The sequence below is a fragment of the Enterovibrio sp. QJM3NY_24 genome (assembly GCF_057786035.1).
Genome location: NZ_CM173520.1, coordinates 1,119,502 through 1,139,523, shown reverse-complemented (window position 1 = coordinate 1,139,523; position 20,022 = coordinate 1,119,502). Strand labels below are relative to the sequence as shown.

General features: G+C 45.7%; 14 protein-coding genes. 6 read left to right on the top strand and 8 right to left on the bottom strand.

The annotated features are described in order from the left end of the window. Window positions 1-29: 29 nt before the first annotated feature. Together AC3CIC_RS21230 and AC3CIC_RS21225 are read right to left on the bottom strand one after the other, a co-directional pair. A complete protein-coding gene (locus AC3CIC_RS21230) occupies window positions 30-398 on the bottom strand; it encodes a hypothetical protein (protein ID WP_488516132.1) in 369 nt (122 codons plus the stop codon). 413 nt (window positions 399-811) lie between these two features. Next, window positions 812-2,794 (bottom strand): replication initiator protein RctB domain-containing protein, encoded by a 1,983-nt coding sequence (locus AC3CIC_RS21225; RefSeq protein WP_016959926.1) that lies wholly within the window; start codon window positions 2,792-2,794, stop codon window positions 812-814. 1,375 nt (window positions 2,795-4,169) lie between these two features. Between AC3CIC_RS21225 and AC3CIC_RS21220 the strand changes: the two genes are divergently transcribed. From AC3CIC_RS21220 to AC3CIC_RS21195, 6 genes are all read left to right on the top strand, one after another. Then, window positions 4,170-5,378, top strand: a complete 1,209-nt coding sequence (locus AC3CIC_RS21220) for an AAA family ATPase (RefSeq protein ID WP_016959925.1) — start codon at window positions 4,170-4,172, stop codon at window positions 5,376-5,378. Window positions 5,379-5,382: 4 nt separating this feature from the next. Further along, on the top strand, window positions 5,383-6,351 hold the full coding sequence (locus AC3CIC_RS21215; RefSeq protein WP_016959924.1) for a ParB/RepB/Spo0J family partition protein: 969 nt from the start codon (window positions 5,383-5,385) through the stop codon (window positions 6,349-6,351). Between the two features lie 71 nt (window positions 6,352-6,422). Then, window positions 6,423-8,522: a tRNA(Met) cytidine acetyltransferase TmcA gene (locus AC3CIC_RS21210; protein WP_488516131.1), complete on the top strand. Its 2,100-nt coding sequence runs from the start codon at window positions 6,423-6,425 to the stop codon at window positions 8,520-8,522. 15 nt (window positions 8,523-8,537) lie between these two features. Continuing rightward, window positions 8,538-9,287 (top strand): PHP domain-containing protein, encoded by a 750-nt coding sequence (locus AC3CIC_RS21205; RefSeq protein ID WP_488516130.1) that lies wholly within the window; start codon window positions 8,538-8,540, stop codon window positions 9,285-9,287. A gap of 144 nt (window positions 9,288-9,431) precedes the next feature. Then, window positions 9,432-9,821 (top strand): PilZ domain-containing protein, encoded by a 390-nt coding sequence (locus AC3CIC_RS21200; protein ID WP_488516129.1) that lies wholly within the window; start codon window positions 9,432-9,434, stop codon window positions 9,819-9,821. A gap of 299 nt (window positions 9,822-10,120) precedes the next feature. Continuing rightward, a complete protein-coding gene (locus tag AC3CIC_RS21195) occupies window positions 10,121-11,779 on the top strand; it encodes a flagellar assembly protein A (protein ID WP_488516128.1) in 1,659 nt (552 codons plus the stop codon). A gap of 113 nt (window positions 11,780-11,892) precedes the next feature. Here AC3CIC_RS21195 and AC3CIC_RS21190 read toward each other — a convergent pair whose 3' ends face one another. From AC3CIC_RS21190 to AC3CIC_RS21165, 6 genes are read right to left on the bottom strand one after another with little or no spacing between them, the layout of a single operon-like run. Next, a complete protein-coding gene (locus AC3CIC_RS21190) occupies window positions 11,893-14,010 on the bottom strand; it encodes a type I secretion system permease/ATPase (protein ID WP_488516127.1) in 2,118 nt (705 codons plus the stop codon). Next, entirely contained in the window at window positions 14,003-15,934 is a 1,932-nt protein-coding gene (locus tag AC3CIC_RS21185; protein ID WP_017006805.1) for a bifunctional diguanylate cyclase/phosphodiesterase, read from the bottom strand. Before AC3CIC_RS21185 ends, AC3CIC_RS21190 begins: the two co-directional genes overlap by 8 nt. Window positions 15,935-15,940: 6 nt before the next feature. Further along, on the bottom strand, window positions 15,941-16,609 hold the full coding sequence (locus AC3CIC_RS21180; protein WP_017003071.1) for a transglutaminase-like cysteine peptidase: 669 nt from the start codon (window positions 16,607-16,609) through the stop codon (window positions 15,941-15,943). 16 nt (window positions 16,610-16,625) lie between these two features. Further along, a complete protein-coding gene (locus tag AC3CIC_RS21175; protein ID WP_488516126.1) occupies window positions 16,626-17,219 on the bottom strand; it encodes an OmpA family protein in 594 nt (197 codons plus the stop codon). Between the two features lie 3 nt (window positions 17,220-17,222). After that, entirely contained in the window at window positions 17,223-18,542 is a 1,320-nt protein-coding gene (locus AC3CIC_RS21170; RefSeq protein ID WP_017003069.1) for a TolC family outer membrane protein, read from the bottom strand. 54 nt (window positions 18,543-18,596) lie between these two features. After that, complete coding sequence (locus AC3CIC_RS21165) at window positions 18,597-19,997, bottom strand: HlyD family type I secretion periplasmic adaptor subunit (RefSeq protein WP_488516125.1); 1,401 nt, start codon at window positions 19,995-19,997, stop codon at window positions 18,597-18,599. Window positions 19,998-20,022 lie beyond the last annotated feature (25 nt).

Below are 20,022 nucleotides of genomic sequence, written 5' to 3'. Positions count from 1 at the left end.
GAAGAACTCCCTGTCGCGTCATCCCGGTATTACGCCTTATTCTCTGTGTTCCACAATGATGATGGAACCTCAAGCTCAGAAGATGCTGAGCAAATGGGATCATCGCGGTGTACAGATAAATCAGGGTAGGATTTTCGACCGATCAGCCAGCCTATGGGGACAGAGGTGTAGAGTGCATTATCCAAAAGAACACGTTGCGTGTTTGATGCTTCATCTTGCGAGCGTGCTTTTGCGCAAAGCTCAGCAACTTTCAGCACCTGATGCCAACTGTCGAAACCTTCTAAACGCGCAATCGCCTCCAGCGCTTGCATGTGACTACATTGCAATAGGCGCTTTTGTTGTTTGGCTTGCCGTTTAAAGGCTTTGAGATCTGAGGCGTTCAGGATCTTGGATGTCACAGTGTTCCCTATGGATCATTGACCGGTGAAAATACGCGCACAGTGGCCCACTCACGGCATGCATCCCTTCCGGGTGACAACCAAATTCTAAGAGGTTATTAGAGGGTGGATATTGCGCTTGCTTTGCCTTCGTGGGCGGCAGGCCGATATCTGCGGCACTCACTAAACGCTATCATTGTGTTTACATTTTTGCAATATCTGGAACGTGATAAGAAGGCCACCACGATACATCCTATAGAAGATGCCGAAATATTAGGCAAAAAAAACGAGCCGTCAGGCTCGTTAAAGGGTTAGCAAATCAATGCATCGGGCGAACCCGAATGCCAATAGGACAAAGGTATCTATTCGTCTTTAATCCTAGTAGCTACAGAGGTTTCCAATGTCAGCGTTGTGTCAAAACATCGTAATTTCTGTTAACCACCTGCTGCTACCTCATCTAAAACACTCAGTACGGCGCTGTCTAAATGACCGTCATAGACTTGGCGACAGACTTTACGTCGAACAGCAAGACCCGAGATAAGGCGTTCAATGGACAGGTGTTTAACATCCTGTTGCTCGTTATAGAACTCTATCGTACGACTTAAGGTTGCATAAGGCATGATTTCGCCATCAACACGCAGCCAATCGAGCTTCTCCATAAAGGCCTGGCACTCTTCAGCAATCGTGGTGGCAGGGTGACCTGTCATGGCAGACAAAGCAGTGATACTCCGCTGGAGCGCTTCCGCTGAGGTGTATTTTGACAAGGTAATGGTTAACTCATCAGCATTGATCTCAACCAAATGTTTACGCTGTTTAACACGACGACCTAAACGGCCTCCTCGCTTTTCCTTACGTTGGATCGGTTCAAATTCACCATCAATGATCCCGGAAAGCTGATCAAGGTCTTGCTTCGGCAAGATCTCGTTACGAAGGGGGTTGGGCATGGTAGGCGCAAGTGATCGTTTACCTTCGTTGTACGTTTTCGCACGTGAATAACGGATCACCTCATCCACGTTGCACTTGATGTCGATCCTAAAATCCGAATGCTTCTTATCATCATCCATACGAGACACGGTCAGATGATAGCCATACAAGTTAAGCGCAAACACATCTTCCGTTTGCGTTTCCTTTTTTGCCATTTTCCGAAGCTCTCGGATCAGATCACTCGAAAAACGCCGCCATTCGATGTTTCTAGCGATTTTCTGGTTAAGGTCACTCAGGGACATAGAATCTTCCAGTCGACGCGACATACGGCTTCTGAAGAGGCTATAGAGCTGAAATACCAAAGTATGTTGACGTAAGATCTCTGGTGGGAACAAGAAAAAGTAGTCACGAGTCATTAGCTCTTCAAAAAATGAAGGCTCCCACACCAAAATGTACAGGTTCGGTTTGATACGAATTTCGCCATCTTCACCTTCTCGCGGCGCTTCTTCTGAGGCCGTGATCGTTCGAGCAATAAATCGGAAACGATCACTTTTGAAGCCTTCTGGCATGTTTTCACTCAACCATCGACCAGTGAGTTCGTGCAATTGGAAGTCTGTAAATTCAATGCGATCAATGCTTTCGCGAATTGAATCCCGTGCAGGGCCACTGTCTTTCTTACCGCGTAGCGAGAGAATATCAGTGATGTATACAGGGGTTTTATTACCCACCTTCTGTGTTTGCAGTTCATAACTCGGCAAATGATGATCATGATATTGAACAGTCAGCGTAAATAACGCAAACAACGTCATCAGATCGTCAACGGTCATGATCGACTTCGAGGATCGAGTTTCAATGATCGCCTTACTGCCACTGATCGCAACCATCGATTTTTGATAGCTTTTCTTGGTCCGAGGTGGTGCCAACGCTTGATCAATAATACCTGCCCAGCTGGTGGGTGATATTAGGATTTGATCTTTCTCATCAGGCATCAACGGCGGCGTGCCTAAACCATGCTCGCTCAACAGTTGTTTGTTTACATGGTTTTGAGCCAAGGCTTTGGAGCGTTTTTGCTTCTCCATGACTTTGGTTCTTTCTGACTGAAGTCCTGACGCTCCCAGTACCGAAATCAATTGGCTTGGATTAACAAAGCGATGCAGCATGGTCTTTCCTGCAAGACCTTCCTCGAAACGAACGCCTTGCTGGGTAAATAATCCAATTTGTACCGCAGCACGTAAACGTTGTTGGATAGCAGCACGTGTAAGGTGACCATCTGTGGCTTCAATCAATTCTGTGGTTGAAACGTACCCATCTTTTGATGCGAACCCTCGCAATGAAATTAAGTTCAGCAGCTCAAGAATGCTTTTCGTCACGCCTTTGAAATGTTCATACTGCGGTAACCAATCAATCAATTGGCCATGAACTTGAAAAAGGTGCCCATCTTTGTGGGATCGTGGCGCTGTGATCAGTATTTTTTCCGGGGGACTTGAGGCCATTTCGCCACAGCTCCTTGTTAAGCCAATTCGTTATCAGAATACAGATGACCGTAATTAAGCCATCTTTCCGAAAAGATTAATAGAAAAAAAACAAGAAAGAAAGATCTTTTTTTGAAGAGGCTTTTTAACTGATCTTATTGATTAATACTGATCTTATTGATTATATGATCTTATGATCAGGGCGAGAATATCCCCGTAATCATTTGATATGTAAAGGTAAAAAATACCAACAGATCGTAACGATGATCATGGGGAAGCCGGAACAATGATCATTACTTACTTGAAAGCATGATCATTAATGACATGAAACGATGATCATCGTGATATCGAAAACGTGATCATCAATAGAGAAAAAGAATGATCATGGTATTGTCACAGCTTATCCACAGACGTTTTTATCAAATGTGTGTATAAAGACGTCGTTTGAAGTATTCGTCATGAATCGTCATCAAAATACATCCGGAAAGATGATCATGAATGTGCGCTTTTGAGTCGTTTTATCATGCTTTCCGACCCCTACTCTGCTTTCCAGTTCGATATATCCTCTCTTTCGTAGGTTCATTATCGGAATTGAAATGGCAACAAGCGTATTTTAGTCAGCCATGCATATGTGTCCGACGCCCGAAACAATGATCAAGCTGAGTAGCCTGTATTTCAATTGAATCATGCTATCAAGGCTATAATACTCAAGACGAGTGTGTTTAGTGCCTGATTTTACGTTCGATTCAGTGTTGAAAAGGCATCAGCCGTAATTTAGACGCTATCCACCATCGTTCCGAGTGTTCATTAACATGATCTATCGCTTCACTTTTACTTGATCATTTTTTCGTGAAGCAAAGATCCATCGACACGTAAATATGTTGTTTTGTTGCCCTTAAACACACCTTGATCATCGTTCCTTCACCGTGATTATGGCTCTGGAATGATGATCAAGGATACCGAAGTCATTCATCCCTAAAATGGCATGTATTGTCCTCTATCTTGATCATCGTTCCGAAAAGATGATCAAGATAACGGGTTTCGGATGATTTTTGGCATGAGGCGCAGTGTTTTAGGATATTTATGGATGAAATTACAGGCTTTGATATTCAAAATGCGCTTGCCGTAATCTAGCCACCCTTTTACACCGTTCCGGAAGATGCTTTGTACTAGCCGTTTTAGCTAATGGTTTACAATGTAAAAAGGTGACGCCGTAACACTTTTAAAGTGCGAATATTCTACCGTTGATTAGTCACATTTTTTTGCGCAGTTTTTCATTGATTTTCCATAGAGTGACCATGATCTTAATTATTTAGCAGTCCGTTCAGCTTTTTATTGTAAGTGCTGTAATTTGCTGTACAATTTATTTCAATTCTCTTTTATGGCGAAAAGAAAAATGAATAGGGAAAAGACGATAGAAAACCTGCAGTCGATTGCAGAGCAAACTAAGCAAGTGCAGGCGGACAGAATTGAAATCGTGATGGAAGAGCGTCACGACCAATTGTTCCCTCCAATGTCAAAAGCCTTAATGGAAACTCGATCAGGATTGACGCGTCGTAAACTTGATGAAGCGATCACTCGAATGGAAGAGGCGGGGCATCAGTTTACCAAGAACAACGCCAATCATTATTCTATTACTTTAGATGAAGCACACCAGATCATGGAATCGGCAAAGATGCCGGCTTTCTATCAAGGTAAAGGTGCAAACCACAAGCCTTGGGTGATCAATATTCAGAACCAAAAAGGCGGCACCGGTAAATCAATGAGTGCGGTGCATTTGGCAGCGTGTCTGGCGTTGAATCTGGAAAAGCGATACCGTATTTGCTTGATTGACCTTGACCCACAGGGGTCGCTACGTCTTTTCCTTAATCCGCAGATCAGCGTGACAGAGCAGGAGGGTATCTATTCTGCTGTCGATGTCATGTTGGAGAACACACCACAAGAAGCCGATAAAGAGTTCATGATGAAGAACGTACTGTTATCGACACAGTACCCGAACTTGAAAACGATCGCTGCTTTTCCTGAAGATGCCATGTTCAATGCAGAAGCTTGGCAAAATCTGGCAACCAATGGTTCTTTGGACATTGTCAGACTTCTGCAAGAGAAAGTGATTGATAAGATTGCAGATGAATTTGATGTGATCATGGTAGATACCGGACCACACATTGATCCTCTAGTATGGAATGCAATGTATGCTTCAAATGCATTGCTTATTCCTTGCGCCGCGAAGCGCCTTGACTGGGCATCGACAGTGAATTTCTTCCAGCATTTGCCGACCGTTTACGAGATGTTCCCAGAAGACTGGCCTGGATTGGAGTTTGTTCGATTGGTACCAACCATGTTTGAAGACGACAATAAGAAACAGGTATCGGTATTAACAGAAATGAATTATCTGTTGGGTGATCAAGTGATGATGGCAACGATTCCGCGTAGCCGTGCATTTGAAACCTGTGCAGACACCTACAGCACGGTGTTTGATCTAACTTCACAAGATTTTGAAGGTGGTAAAAAAACGCTGTCTACCGCGCAAGAAGCGGTTCATCGTGCAGGACTGGAGCTTGAGCGTGTGCTTCACAGTCACTGGTCGCAACGCAATCAGGAGTGATTAAATGGCCATTAAAACCTCTGAACTAAATGCTCGTTTGTTTGGCAAGGCTGACAAGCGACGCGCAACCACTGCGCAAGAAGCTCAAAAAGCAGCGTCAGAAAAAGCGACTGTTATTGAATTGTCTGTGGCGGGTGAAGCGACCGTAGAATTTGAATTGGTGCGTGTTGCATCGGCTGACGTGGTATCACGTACATCAGTGTTTGCAGAAAATGCACGCGAACAATCGTTTTTGAACGAACTTGCCCTGTCAGACATTTTGGTGACGCTGAAAGATCGTGGGCAGCAATACCCTGCTGTTGGTCGCTGGCTTGAAGGTAACAAGATTGAAGTCCTCGACGGTAGTCGCCGTCGTATGTCTTGTATTTTGGCGAACCAAGATTTTCTTGTTTATGTCGCCAAAGGCATCAACAGCAAGCATGCGAAGTTCTTGTCTGATGTTGCGAATGCACATAAACCGTTGTCTCTTTTCGAACGTGGTAAAGAAATGCAAACCATGCTTGACCGAGGCGAAGTGCTGGATCAAAAAGAACTCGCTAAGGTCTGTCAATGTAGTGAGGCTTTGGTGAGTGGTGCATTGAAAGCGGCGGCATTGCCTCTTCCGCTTTTGCAGGCCTACCCGAGTGTTGGTGAGCTAGGTCGACCAACCATTGTGAAACTTCACCGTCTGTTTTTCTCGCTAACAGATGAAGAACAAGCAGCGTTCCTAGCGAAACTTGCTGAGTCGCCTGTTTGGCAGACTGTCGATGCAGCAGGTGTTAGTCGTATTACGCGCGAAGTGACGCTGATTCTGGAACAATGGTCTGATGCATTGAAGCCTAAAGCCGCTAAGCCAGAAGCGCCATCTACAGAGCTCGTCAAAGGCCGAGCGAGTTACCGCCGTAAAGGTGATTCTCTGGCCATTAATCTCAAAAAGATGAGTGAAGAAGACGCTTCGGCGATACTCGACTTTATTCAATCTCGACTCGCGTAACATCTTATACGTTTTGACAAAAACGTGCCTTTTGGCACGTTTTTTTTTGAATCCAGCAGTGTTCCGGTATCATGAAACCGTTATCGATGATGAATGGCGACACTGTGGCTTCTGATCCTATCTCTACTCTACTTTCCCTACATGCAATGGCTCAACGCGATTACGTGCGCATTCCTGTCTTTGTAAGTGGCGATCAAGATTTTTTGTCTTTGTTGCTTAACGCGTTGCCAAATATCACATTGGTTAGCGATGATTGGGATTTTCCTGATCGCCTTCTTTGGCGACAAGCTAAGCAACTATTAGGGCAAGAAACCCACACGCTCGCGCTTGATGTTCGCCAGCACATTGATGTCGAAAAGATATGTGCGATTAGTGGTTGCATCAAAGGTGGGGAACTACTCCTTTTTCTTGTGGGTGATGGTGAAGAACCACAAAAATATGAATCACTTTTCCGCGATCGCTTTCTGTCATTTGCTTCTCATGCAAATGCAGCGACGATCTGCCAATCTGGCTTTATCTCTATGCCTACGTTAACTCTCTCAGACACTCGAGAGATCTTACCGCGATTGGACGGCGTCACAACGCCTGATCAGGTTAAGGCAATTGATGCAATCGAACGTGTGTTGTCAGGACATCGGCGTCGTCCCGCGCTTTTGGTTGCTGATAGGGGGAGAGGTAAGTCCTCTACAATGGGGATGGCGGCTGCCTCTATCATGCATTGCAGTAAAAAACGCATCGTGGTGACCTCTCCGTCTGTGGCTAACGTCGATACTTTGTTTCAACACGCAGAGCGTCAATCTTCATTGCAAAATACGCCGCTGCAACGCAAAAACAAATATGGCTATGTAGCTGAAAATGGCAGTGAGCTGCTGTTCGTTGCGCCAGACGCCCTACTTCAAGAAACGCCAGAATGCGATCTGTTGATGATTGATGAAGCGGCTGCTATTCCCTTACCGATGCTTGGACAAATACTCAAATGTTATAGCCGAATTGTATTTTCGTCGACAGAACACGGCTATGAGGGAACAGGACGGGCGTTCAGCACCCGTTTTAGATCGATGCTGGATGCCAAAGCGAAAGGATGGAAAGAAATCAGGCTCGAAGCACCAGTGCGTTGGGCGGAAAATGATCCGCTTGAAGCGTGGTTATTTGCTACTTTTCTTTTCGATGCCGAGCCGTATTTGCCTCTTGTGAATACTGGCGTAGTCATTCGCGAAATCTCTCACAGTGAACTCTCTGCTGATGAAGGGCTGTTGAAGCAAGTGTTTTCATTGTTAGTGAGTGCGCATTACCAAACATCACCGAATGACCTGGTTCAATTACTGGATGGTGAGAACCAATCTGTGTTGGTCGCATTCCGAGTAGATGTTGCAGTTGGTGTGGCATTAGCGCAACGAGAAGGCGGCTTTGATGAAGCGTTGGCGCAACAGGTCGTGAGCGGTAAGCGCCGTCTTCGTGGCCATCTTTTGGCGCAAAGTTTGGCGACACATACGGGAACACTCGATGTTCTTACCGATTCACTGCTTCGTATTACCCGCGTCGCTGTGCTTCCTTCCTGCCGTCAGCAAGGGATCGGACACGCGCTAATTGCTTCAGTAGAGCAGATTGCAAAAAGAAGTGACATTACTATAGTTGGCACCAGTTTTGGGGCGAATAGTGAACTTTGGCAGTTTTGGTCGTCAATGGGGTATCTGCCTGCTCGCTTGGGTGTGCAGAGGGATGCTGCCAGTGGCACATACTCGCTGCAATTGATTAAACCATTGGCTTGCTCGGCTGAATGGATTGGGGACCTGCACTCTTTGTTCAGCACTAATTTCCCGCACCAACTTAACGAGCAGTTTTCCAATATCGAACCTACGCTTGTCGCACAACTTTTGTTTTCTTCTATAGATATTAAGCCGGCCAGTGAGCAGATGCTAAAGCAGGTTGCCCTTTTTGCCAATGGTGCACTAGGTTATGATCTCGTCACTGGGAGCCTGTGGGTGTGGTTTGTTCATTGGTTGGCTACTCGAAATGAACCCGCAACTGATCAAATGCAATGTTGCGCACTCATTATGCGTGTCTTACAACGCCGCTCCTGGAAAGAAGTGGCTGAAGTTTTCGGCTACCAAGGACGGAAAGACACTGAAGCGTCCATTCGTCATTGGGTCGCAACACAACTCACCAACTAACGAAAAGGAAATCGAATGAAATTTATCGCCGATACCCACACACATACGCTGGCAAGTGGACACGCCTATAGTACGGTGATAGAAAATGCGCAGGCTGCGGCTGAGGCAGGTTTGCTCTATATGTGTGTCACCGATCATGCGAGCAAAATGCCCGGCGCCCCGCATCATTGGCACTTTGTCAATCAACGCGTGTTACCAGATACGTTAAGTGGTGTGCGACTGTTACGTGGCGTTGAAGCTAACATTCTTAATGTTGATGGTGAGCTCGACATGCCAATCTATGTCTATGGCGAACTAGAGTGGGTAAATGCCAGTTTGCATGAGGCGGTGTTCCGCGCTACAGATTTGAAATCCCATACTCAAGCTATCATTAATGCGATAAGAACAGAGCGTGTTGATGCGATCGCGCATTCGGGAAATCCGTCTTATCCCATTGATGTTGAGGCTGTGGTCCGAGAAGCCGCCAATTCGGGTGTCGCGATTGAATTAAATAATTCGTCATTGAATGGTTCTAGAAAGGGCAGCGAACCAAATTGTTTAATTATCGCTGCGTTGGCAAAAGAATATGGCGCTTGGATAACAACCGGTTCTGATGCCCATTTTGCTAACAACGTTGGCGAGCTTTCTAGCGTGGCAGAGATGATAAAAACAGTAGGTCTGTCCAAAGATCAGATTATCACTAGCGACGTTACCTTGTTTGAAGAGTACATTGCCAAGCGTCAATCGATCCGAAGAAAGCGTGTATTGGAAAACATGAATCGCTAAGCGATTTACACTGTAAAGCTGAAATTAGGGGGACGATTTTAAGAATAGATACGTCTAACTTTCAATACAAACGGTGTAACGAAACGCGAATATACTACAAGATTGCTACTATACGACTTGTTGGGTAGCAGGGTAGAGGCCAGTATGACAAAAGAATATGAAAAACTGTGTGATGTATTAATAGAAAAGTCTGGCGGTGAAAGTGAATGCAAGCGATTCCAAGAACGTGTTGAGTTGGGAAATGGCGGTATTCATGCGCGCTTGCATGTCGCCCCACATCATATAGATATCGAGCATGAAGAAAGTGAGTTTGGACATCGTGTCATCATTCGAGACGTTAGCCGAAGTGGTTTAGGCTTGGTCGCAGATGATGACATTGATTTAGATGCGGTATGTTTTCTCAAAGTCGCCGATGAGCCGCAACTGAAAGGTAGTCTCGTTTATCGTAAAAGTCATGAAGATGGAAAATACCGTTACGGGTTTAGCTTAGATGAGTGGTTATCGGATGAGACCCATCATACCTTGTCACCTTAGCAATAAAACGAAGTCGTTAATAATAAGTAACTTACTGATTTAAATGGCACACTTGAAGAGTGTGCTTTTTTTATGTCTGAATTGCGGCGATTAATGCGTATTCTGTTGCACCACAATGACTAAAACTCTCTATAATTCATTTATATGACATACGTATCTTAAACGAGTTGTCTGTTATCTTTTTAATGCGATCTAATTCTAACTTGCCTTTAGAGGTGATTCTTTCTAGGTGTTTCATCTTGGTACAATGGGAATGTGATGTTAGTTCGTATTTTTAATGTTCTAATTTAGGGGATTACATGCTGCAGCAGCTTTTGCGGCTATCGAATGATGGTCGCAGGGTATATATGACCGTAGTGCCAAAGGCAGAGGAAGATGCGCCCCGCATAGAGAAGAAACATATTGTTGACTGGCTCAAAGAGAATAGTGTGGCCAGCTTTTTTCGTTTTGACGAAACAATAGATTCTGTTCTCGATAAGATGAATGCGTCTAATGAGGAATGGAAAGGGGAGCCTGATGATGTCGTTGTGGCTGAGCGTCGCGATGCGTCGGTGAGTGCGCGCTTTGACGATCAGAAAATGACAGCCTTTTTGCGTGTCAGTGGTGCCTGCGGTGGTAACCCAATTAAAGGGAATGATTTGCTGACTTCTCTGAAGAAAGAGCAGATCGTTCGCGGTGTCAAAAAACAAACGCTGCAGAAATTGCTGACAGCGTCATCACGCCTCAAACCAGGCGAATTCTTAGAAGTCCCCATTGCAGCAGGTAAATGGCCAACGCCAGGCGAGGATTCGAAGCTTGCTTACCTCGTGCAGGACAGTAAAGCTCGCGTATTGCGTCCGCAGCAGCGCGAGGATGGCACTGTTGATATGCGTGATCTCGGTAAGATGGTCACGGTACAAGAAGGTCAACCTCTTGCGAAGCGTATTCCTTCAACCAAAGGTATTGAAGGGTTCCGTGTCACGGGAGAAATTTTGGCTACGACGCCAGGTAAAAACATCCCCCTTAAGCTCTACCCTGGTAGTAATTACAGCCCAAACGATGAAAATGTGATTGTTTCTGATACCGCCGGAATGCCAATATTGCATCCTGATGGTGTAGAAGTGGACAACGCGCTTTGCATGAAGTCGGTAACGGTTGCAACAGGTCACGTCAATTTTGAAGGTAGCGTTGTTATCAATGGCGACGTTAACTCAGGAATGAAAGTTCAAGCCACTGGCTCTATCACTGTGGGTGGTGTTGTAGAATCGGCCATACTTGAAGCGGGCGGTGACATTGTCATTCACAATGGCATTCTGGGAAGGCAAGTACAGTCAGATCAAGAAATCACAACCGTTATTAAGGCTAAAGGGTCAGTCGTAGCGAAATTTGCTCAGTACACAAAAATTGAAGCCAAAGAAGATATCACCATTAGTCAGCATGCGATGCATTGCACCACGATCACCGAGGGCAACCTTATCATTTGTGATCAGATGAAGCGCACGGGCACACTGACAGGCGGCAAGCACGTGGCGTTGGGCGGTGTACAAGTCGTTACGTTAGGCGCAGCTTCCGGTGTCCATACTTACGTTCATGCGTTTACGGGGTTGGGAGAGCTCATGCAGGGAACACTCAACCTGTCAAAAGAGCTCGATCATGAACATGAACAGTTGATGAAAGTGAAAGACGCTGAAATGAAGTTACTTCAGCAGCCAGCACACAAAAGACCGGATGAATTGATTGAGCGTCTTTCTTGGACTAAAACTCATCACTTTGAACGCATCGCTGAAATCAAAGCACTCATGGATAGCAGTGCGTCAGAGTTAAACACACTCTATCGCCGCTACTCTATTGAGGTGTTTAAAAACAGTTTCCCGGGCGCACATTGCCAAATTGGCGATACCTCTATTGATCTAACCAATGAATATGGTGCTTGCAAGATGGTGACTAACGGAAAAGAAATCAAACTTGAACCGCTATAGAAAATCTTCTTATACCGTCATTTACACTGTAAACAGTAAATGAATTTATAATAGAGATAAAAAAAGCACCGAAAGGTGCTTTTTTTGATCGCGTGTCTTTGTAAGGGATAGCGTTATCCCGTTTTCTGAACTTTGCCTTCTTTGAGTGCTTGAAGAACGGCGGTCTTGGAGCCATCAGCCACAATGCTACCTTGTTCAATAACGATAATACGGTCAACGATGTCGAGCATACCTGTTTTGTGGGTATTGATGATTAACGTTTCGTCTCTACGTAACGAGCCCAATTGCTGTTTGATGTATTGTTCTGAACGGTTATCCATCGCACTAGTGGGCTCATCCATCATTAATACAGGTGGCCGACCGAGCATTGCTCTTGCTAATGCGATAGCTTGACGCTGGCCGCCAGACAATTGATTGCCGCCTTCACCAACCTGACGTTCTAAGCCAGCAGGATCCCGTTGAGTAAAGGTGGTCACACCGGCACGATTTGCTGCATCCAAAATGTCTCTGTCATCGGCTAAAGGGCGCCCAAGGGTGATGTTGTCACGAATGGAACCAAAGAACAGAACTGGGTCTTGAGGAACGCAGCCTATATTGCGTCGTATGTCGATATTGTGGATTTGGCTGATGTCAGTGTCATCTATCCTTACAGAACCCTCTGTGGGAAGATACAGACCCATTAACAAGCGGCTTAGCGTTGTCTTACCTGAGCCGATACGACCGATGATTGCGACTTTCTCACCAGGTAATATGCTTATTGAGATATCCCGCAGTGCAGCAACCTCTGAATTGGGATAATTGAAATTCACACGATCAAATTCAATCTTGCCTCTGATAATCGGACGGTGAATATAACGTTTCCCCTCTTCTTGCTCTGAGGGCATTTCCATCAACTGACTGATGATCGCCATTGCGGATCTTGCTTGGTTGTAACGGGTTGATAGCAAGGACAGCTGCACCAAGGGGCCTACAGCGCGTGAGCTCAGCATAGTCGCCGCAATCAAACCACCCATGGTGAGGTCGCCATTGGCAATCAGATATACACCAAAAACAATCATGGCAACGCTGACAAACTGTTGAATAAAGCCTGCCGCATTCTGTATGGAGTCTGTCAGTCTGCGGGTTTTGATACCCCAGTTAGCCATGTGTGCAACCGCTTCCTCCCAGCGGTATTGAAACTGGCTTTCAGCACCGAACAATTTGATGGTTTCGAGACCAGCAAGGCTCTCAATCAAATTTGCGTTTTTTTGCGACGAAAGACGAGACCCTTCTTCAATGGTATGACGCAGTGGTTTTTGAATGATCATGGCATGCACCATCAACACCAGTACTGCGAAGATAGGTACAGCAACCAATGGTCCTGCCACTATCCAGATAATAAATAGAAAGAAGAATGCAAAGGGTAGGTCGATTAACGCCGACACGGACGCTGAGGTGAAGAAATCCCGTATCGATTCAAACTCCTGCATGTGTCGGGCAAATGCACCAACGGAAGGCGGACGCGCCTCCATGCGAATCCCCATCACTTTTTGGAAAATGCGTGCAGAAATGAGCAGATCCGATTTCTTACCAGAGATATCGATGAAGTAACTACGTAGCATCTTGAGTACTAAATCGAAGATGAATATGACGAACACACCGCTGGCTAAAACCCAGAGGGATTCAAATGCGAGATTAGGGACAATTTTGTCATAGACGATACGAGAGAAAAGCGGTGTCGCAATGGCAAAGGTGTTAATGAAAACCGACGCGATAAGAACGTCTCTGTATATCGATTTTGATTCCCAAAGTGTACTCCAAAACCAGTGCCCAGTGCGTTCTTTTAATATTTCAGGAGAGCGTTCGTCATATCTAAATCGCTTTTTGAGTAAGAATACTCGGCCAAGGTATTCTTCCTCGAGATCTGAAATTTGAACGACATTAGATGTGGTTTCAGTATGAGGGGCGACAATTTCTGCTTCCCCTTTTTCTTGGTCAATGCCGAGTAACACGCAAGCTTCGTTGCCTTTGAGCAATATAACGCAAGGGCAAAGAAGTGATGATAGGTCGGCAAGTCCCATTCTCGTTTCTTTGGCATCGATTCCCGCGCGCTCTGCCGCACGTGGAAACAGAAATGGCGACAGATAACCATCTGAAATCGGCAAGCCTGAAACTAAGGCATCAGGCGAGTTGGACTGACCGAAGTAACGGCTGACGTAAACCAAAGATTGCAAGAGCGGGTCTTTAACCATGATTCTCTACTTTCTTCTCGAAGATGAACCCTTGGAAACCGCTAACAAACAGCTCTGAAAGCTTGTTGAGCTGCGCTTCTGTTTCCACACGAGTTGCAATGGTGGTTATGTTCAAGTTATGCGCAGTCCTGCAAATTGATGCTAGTACATGGCTTTGTGCTTCATCGTCAAGATTGCTGGTATAGGCAAAGTCTATCTTTACGTAAGAAGGCTTGAACTTGTTAAGGTAATCGAGTGACTGGAAATTCCGGCCGTAGTTATCGACACCAAATCCAAAATTGAAGCGATGCGCTTGCTCCGTTAGCAAGCTGACGTGATCAGGGAAGCGGACGAATACGCTTTCAGGAATTTCAAAAAACAGACGACCCGCTAAATTACGGTGCTTTTGCATTGCCGTGCTCATCCAACGAATAAATGAGGCATTGGTGACACTGTTTTGGGTTAAGTTGATGGCGATCGGGCCAAGCGCTGGGTCATCAATTAGGCGCTCAATCATGTGATTCACAACATAGCGGTCAAATGATTCACCCAATTCTAATTGCTCGACGGCCCCCAAGAAGTGCGCTGCACCATAGTAATCTTGCCCTTTTTCTATCGCAGAGAAGACTTCCTGATGGATAACATTTTGGTCGCTTGTCGAAGCGGATTGAAATTTGAATACAAACCACTCGTGTGCGATGGCATCCAAAATGAGGGATTTCCATTGCTGTTTACCCATGGATGAATCGTTTGCAGTTTGATCTATCATCGAAATTGGATGATTCGGGGAATTTCGCGCTTGTGTAAGGGCGTTATCTACTTGTGCAAGCAGGACACTTGGATCGCGGTTGACGGAGTTATTTACCGCAAGACCTATCGCCACCTTAGGAGGGCTGATACCCATTGGGTCGTGTTGCATGTCATTGACGATGGCCAACAGACTTTCACCAATGATCATCAATTCTTCACTGCTGCAATTGGGTGCGAGAATAACAAATTCGTCTTTTGATATGCGTGATGCAGTGACATCTGCATCGCTAATCGTCGTATTCAGCTTTTTAGAAAACTGAGTCACGATCATATCACCTTGCTCAAATCCTTGGTTTTGATAGGTGTCACTGATTAAATCGACTTTGGCCATGACTAAGCCGCCCACTGCCGATTCCGTCAACCACGATTTCAACTGGCCCACGAAGAAGCTTCGGTTGCCTAGTCCTGAGACGGTATCTCGATAAGCATGCTCACGCAGCCTGTCCGCTTCTTTTGCCTGTTGGTCAAAATAGGCTTCCAACTGACTGCTCATTTGGTTGATGGCTTTCACTACGGTTCTAAGTTCAGTGGTTGGAGGCAGTGGTATTGGTTCTCCGAACTTATTGCGAGCAATTTCTTTGGCGCGGTCAGTGATCGTAGCGAGAGGCCGCAATGAACGACTGAGCTGGACAGCAATGATCAGCATCGCTGCGACAAACAATGCACCAATCCATACACCAAGCTGGATAGTTGAATGCCACATCTCACGATAGGCATAGCCAGGGTGGGACACGACTTTTACCTCGGCAAGCTGCAGCCAACCGCTAGTAAATGTCCGTTCTTCAGTTATCACGGGGAAGAGGTCGAGAGCGATATACCAATTAGGTACCCCTTCAACAGTCACTGGATAGTTACGAATAATTTCGCTGCCGTCAGAGAGCATTTTGAGGCGAACTTCTTGATAGAAACCCCCATCAAACAAGGCATTAATGACGGACTCAGTGGCAACTTTGTCATCGTCTTCTAGGTACGGTGCGAGCGCGAGCCCCATCGAATTGATTGTGTTGTTTACCTCAGCTGATTGCTGGGTCAGCAGGAAGTTACGAGTGGTGTTTAGTTCAATGCCCGTCACCGCTAAAATAAGCAGGAAGAAGATTGCCAACATCCATGTAAACAATTGCCGGTACAAAGTCATAGACGTTTATCCATCATAGTTTTTTATCGGTTTATTCAGCTTTACAGTACCCATTCGAGCTCTTAGATCGTTCCACAATCCCAAGCGTGATGATTTACCTGCAAGCTCACCTTTACCGCGTTCTTTCATAAGCCATAGCCTGCTACCGTTGAAACTGTAAACCGGGAGCAGATCTCGTCGTTTCGACGCCATTTTAATTTCAGGATCAATATTATCGAGCAAAACCGGCTCTGATGAGGCTGTCGGGTAATAAGCAACAACCATGTGAAATTGGTTGAGCTTAATGGCTTTTACGTAAACAAGCCTGAGCTTTTTGTCATCTATCCCAAGCTCTCTCAATGTAAAGTATTTAGCGATGCTAAAGTCTTCACAATCACCCGCCGCGCTACCCAAAAACTCGAGTGGCGTAGCCCAATAGTCCTTCTTTCCCCAGAGGTCGATATCGTTGACAAAATAGAGTTGGTTGAAAAAGTTGTTAACAGCAGCGAGCTTCTCTTTTTCTGAGAGGTTTGCTGAGTTAGCAACAACATTTCGCCACGCTGTCACACGTTTTCCAGCTCTATCGCCATAAAAATTTGCCACTTTCTCGATCCATTGAGAATCGGAATCACTCAGCGCAAATGTCATGATCGACGGTAGAAGGAACAATAAAAATAGCGTCGCCCGCTTACGCATTAGGCGACCTCAAAAACTATTGTTCCCGTCGGGTAAAGATGGTCCATGCTTCTTTAATATCTCCTTTCAATCCTTTAACCCGGCCAACGACACGGCGATTAACGAGTTGCGTTGTTTCCGTATTGTCAGCGAGCATTAAGTCGCCTTCACCAAGACCAAGAATGGTGATGCGTTTGGCGTCTACGCCTCTTTCAATAAGTTGTGCTTGTACAGCTTCGGCACGCCGGACAGATAAGGCTGAATTGTAGTCATCCGACCCAATCGAGCTGGTATGTCCTTGAAGTTCAAGAGAGGTTTCAGGATAAAGCTTAAGGAATTCCGTCATTTTGTCCAGTGCTTCTAGGTAAGCAGTTTCGACAATTGCAGCATCGTTAGCAAACTGAATTCTTAGCGAATTGTCACTTTCATGTAAAAAGTATGTTGGACAGCCGTCATTGTCGATAACAGCAATGTTTGGTGTGTCATCGCATAAGTCGCGAGCATTGATGACGCCATCGTTATCGGCATCAAGTAAATCTGAACGTTGCTCAGCGAGGGGAGGCGCGTCAGCGGATAAAGAACAACCGCTGATGGCCAAAAGAATGCTGCTGAAAAGCAAAACGTGTTTCATGAATCAACCTTCTTTATCTATGACAGGTTCAAGCCATTCCTCGGGTACATCAATGCGTAGGGCGTCGAGTAAACTGCCCGTGCTGTTGAGTACGCGGTACTTGGCAGTGATATACGCGTAGTGAGCGTCTAGGTATGAGCGACGAGCCTCGAACAGTTCGTTCTCGGTGTTCAACAGATCGAGCAATGTTCTTCGGCCAATCCGAAACTGCTTTTCATAAGCGATCACGGTTTCAGATGCCGCATCAACATGTTGTGCTAGATACTTCTTCTGTTGCTCGGTAAGCTCATAGGCGCTCCACGCGAGACGGGTACTTTCGCCTAAAAGGCGAGACGCATTGTCGAATACGTCTTTGGACTTGTTAAGTTGGTAAGCGCTGCGACGAACATTTGAAAGGTCGCTACCGCCATTGTAAATATTAAAACGTAAACGCAACATTGCGCTGAATTCATTGACATCCTCTTCTACGCCGTTGGCATCGTTACTCCAATTTTGGCTAGCTTCAAAGGAGAGTGTTGGATAAAGGTTACCTTTGTTTTGTCGGTACTGTGCTCTTGCTGCATCGATATCGTAGGTTGCTAGTCTGATCACCGGATTTGTTGCATACGCAATCTCTAGGGCTTCAGCTTGGCTAGAAGGCATAAATAGGGTATCGACTTCCGGATCGACGGGCGATTCTAACGAAACACCAACGAGGCGGAAAAATTCAGTATGTGCATCATCAAGATTACTTTTCGCCGCCAGCATGTTGGTAATTGAACGAGCAACACGGGCCTGTACCTGAGAGAGATCGGCGGTAGAGCCAATGCCTGATTCTGCACGTCGTTCGATATCCGACAGCATCTTCTCATGCACTACGACGTTAGCTTTAGACAGCGACAATAGTTGTTTAGCAAGCAATACGGCGACATAGGCTTCGGTGACTCTCAATGACTTATCTTGGGCATCGGAGAGAAGTTGATAGCGCTGCGCTTCAGCTTCAAACTCTGTGCGCTCTATATTATTGAGCGTTTTACTATCCCAAATGAGCTGCGTCAGGCTGATATTTGCATCTTTACGGTTGAAGTCTTTCTCTCCCGATGCTTGGGTGGAGCTGTTGTCGATGTGTTCGAAACCATAACCCGCATTGACATTGATATCGGGTAAGTATTCTCCTTGAGCGGAGTCAATGTCTTCACGATTACTCATAAAGTCATTGAAGGCACTTTTCAATTCCGGATCGGTGGCAATGGTCGTCGCTACGGCTTGTTCGACAGACATTGACCATGCAGGTGTACACAGCGCACTGATGGCTGAAGCGATAAGTAACTTTTTCCAATTCAAAACACATTCCCCTATAAATGACCGAAATATCAGTCCAACAGTTTTCTGATCAGCTTATTCTCGAAGTGCTGATTTCTGAGCTTGTAATATTGGTTTTAGTAGGTAGTCAAGAACGCTGCGCTTTCCTGTAATGATGTCTGTTGATGCCGTCATTCCGGGGATGATAGGCAGTTCTTTCCCATCTCCGATGTTGTTTGATTCGGTGCGAATTTTTACCAGATAAAAGCTGTTGCCTTCTTCATCCTGAATCGTGTCTGCACTGATGGTTTCAAGGATGCCTGTGAGGCCACCATATACCGTGAAGTCATAAGCACTGAATTTTACGATGGCTTCTAACCCCGGACGCAGAAAAGCAATATCTTGCGGGGCAATTTTGGCTTCAATCAAAAGATTGTCTTCGCTGGGGACGATTTCCACTAAATCCATGCCAGGTTGAATAACGCCGCCAACGGTATTGACGTGGAGCTTTTTAATCGTGCCATCAACAGGACTCAACACCACGGTACGTTCCACTCTGTCAGCCAGCGTGACACGGGTTTCGGTCATCGCGAGTAACTTGTCTTCTACGTCGTTCAAGCGATCTTGCTGCTCACCACGGAATTTCAACGCGACGTCAATGTGCTTGAATACCATTTCCTGCAATGAAGATGATAAAGAGGGCACGGAAAGCTCTGCAGATGAAAGCTCTCTTTTGGTGTCATTCACTTGTCGTTGTAGTTTTAATAAATCGATTTGAGGAACTACCCCTTCATCGGCAAGCGGTTTGGTTATGTTGTATTCCTCTCGGGCGTAGCCATAGCTTTGTTTGAGGTTTTGAACCCGCGCTTTTACTTCAATCAGTTCTTGTTCTTTTTGTCGTATTTGTTGAGACGTCACTGACAGCTGATTCTGCAAATTATTGAGTTTATCTCTGTATTCAGCGCGTTGCCGAGACACCACTGAGCGGTGTTCTTCGATAAAAACTGGATCAAATTCGAGCGGCGTCCGGGGAAGGGTAACGGCTTGTAGCCAGTTGCCAATATCAGTATTGGGATCGACAACTACCGAATCAACCAGTGCTCGCAGTGTCACTGAATCGCCTCGCAAACTGGTTAACTCTTGGACACGCTCACGAAAATCTGAGCGGAACATAGTGTCATCAATCAACAGCAGCTGTTGCCCTTTGGTGACGACATCACCTTCTCGGATCAGTAACTCTTTGACTAAACCCCCTTCGAGGTTTTGAACCACTTGCAGTTGAGATGAAGGGATCACCTTACCCTGGCCGACAGTGACCTTGTCTAATTCAGCGAATGACGCCCAAAAGACACTGATGGAAAGAAATAGCACGATCACCCACAGCAGAACTCTTGCGCTTCTTGGTGTAGAGAGCAAAAGTGCGGCTGTTTTGTCGTCAATGTAATCAAGGTGTTCACTGGCTGGCAGTCTAGACCCAGACTGATCGCGTTTTGTCATTGTTTTACCAACTATAAAATCAACG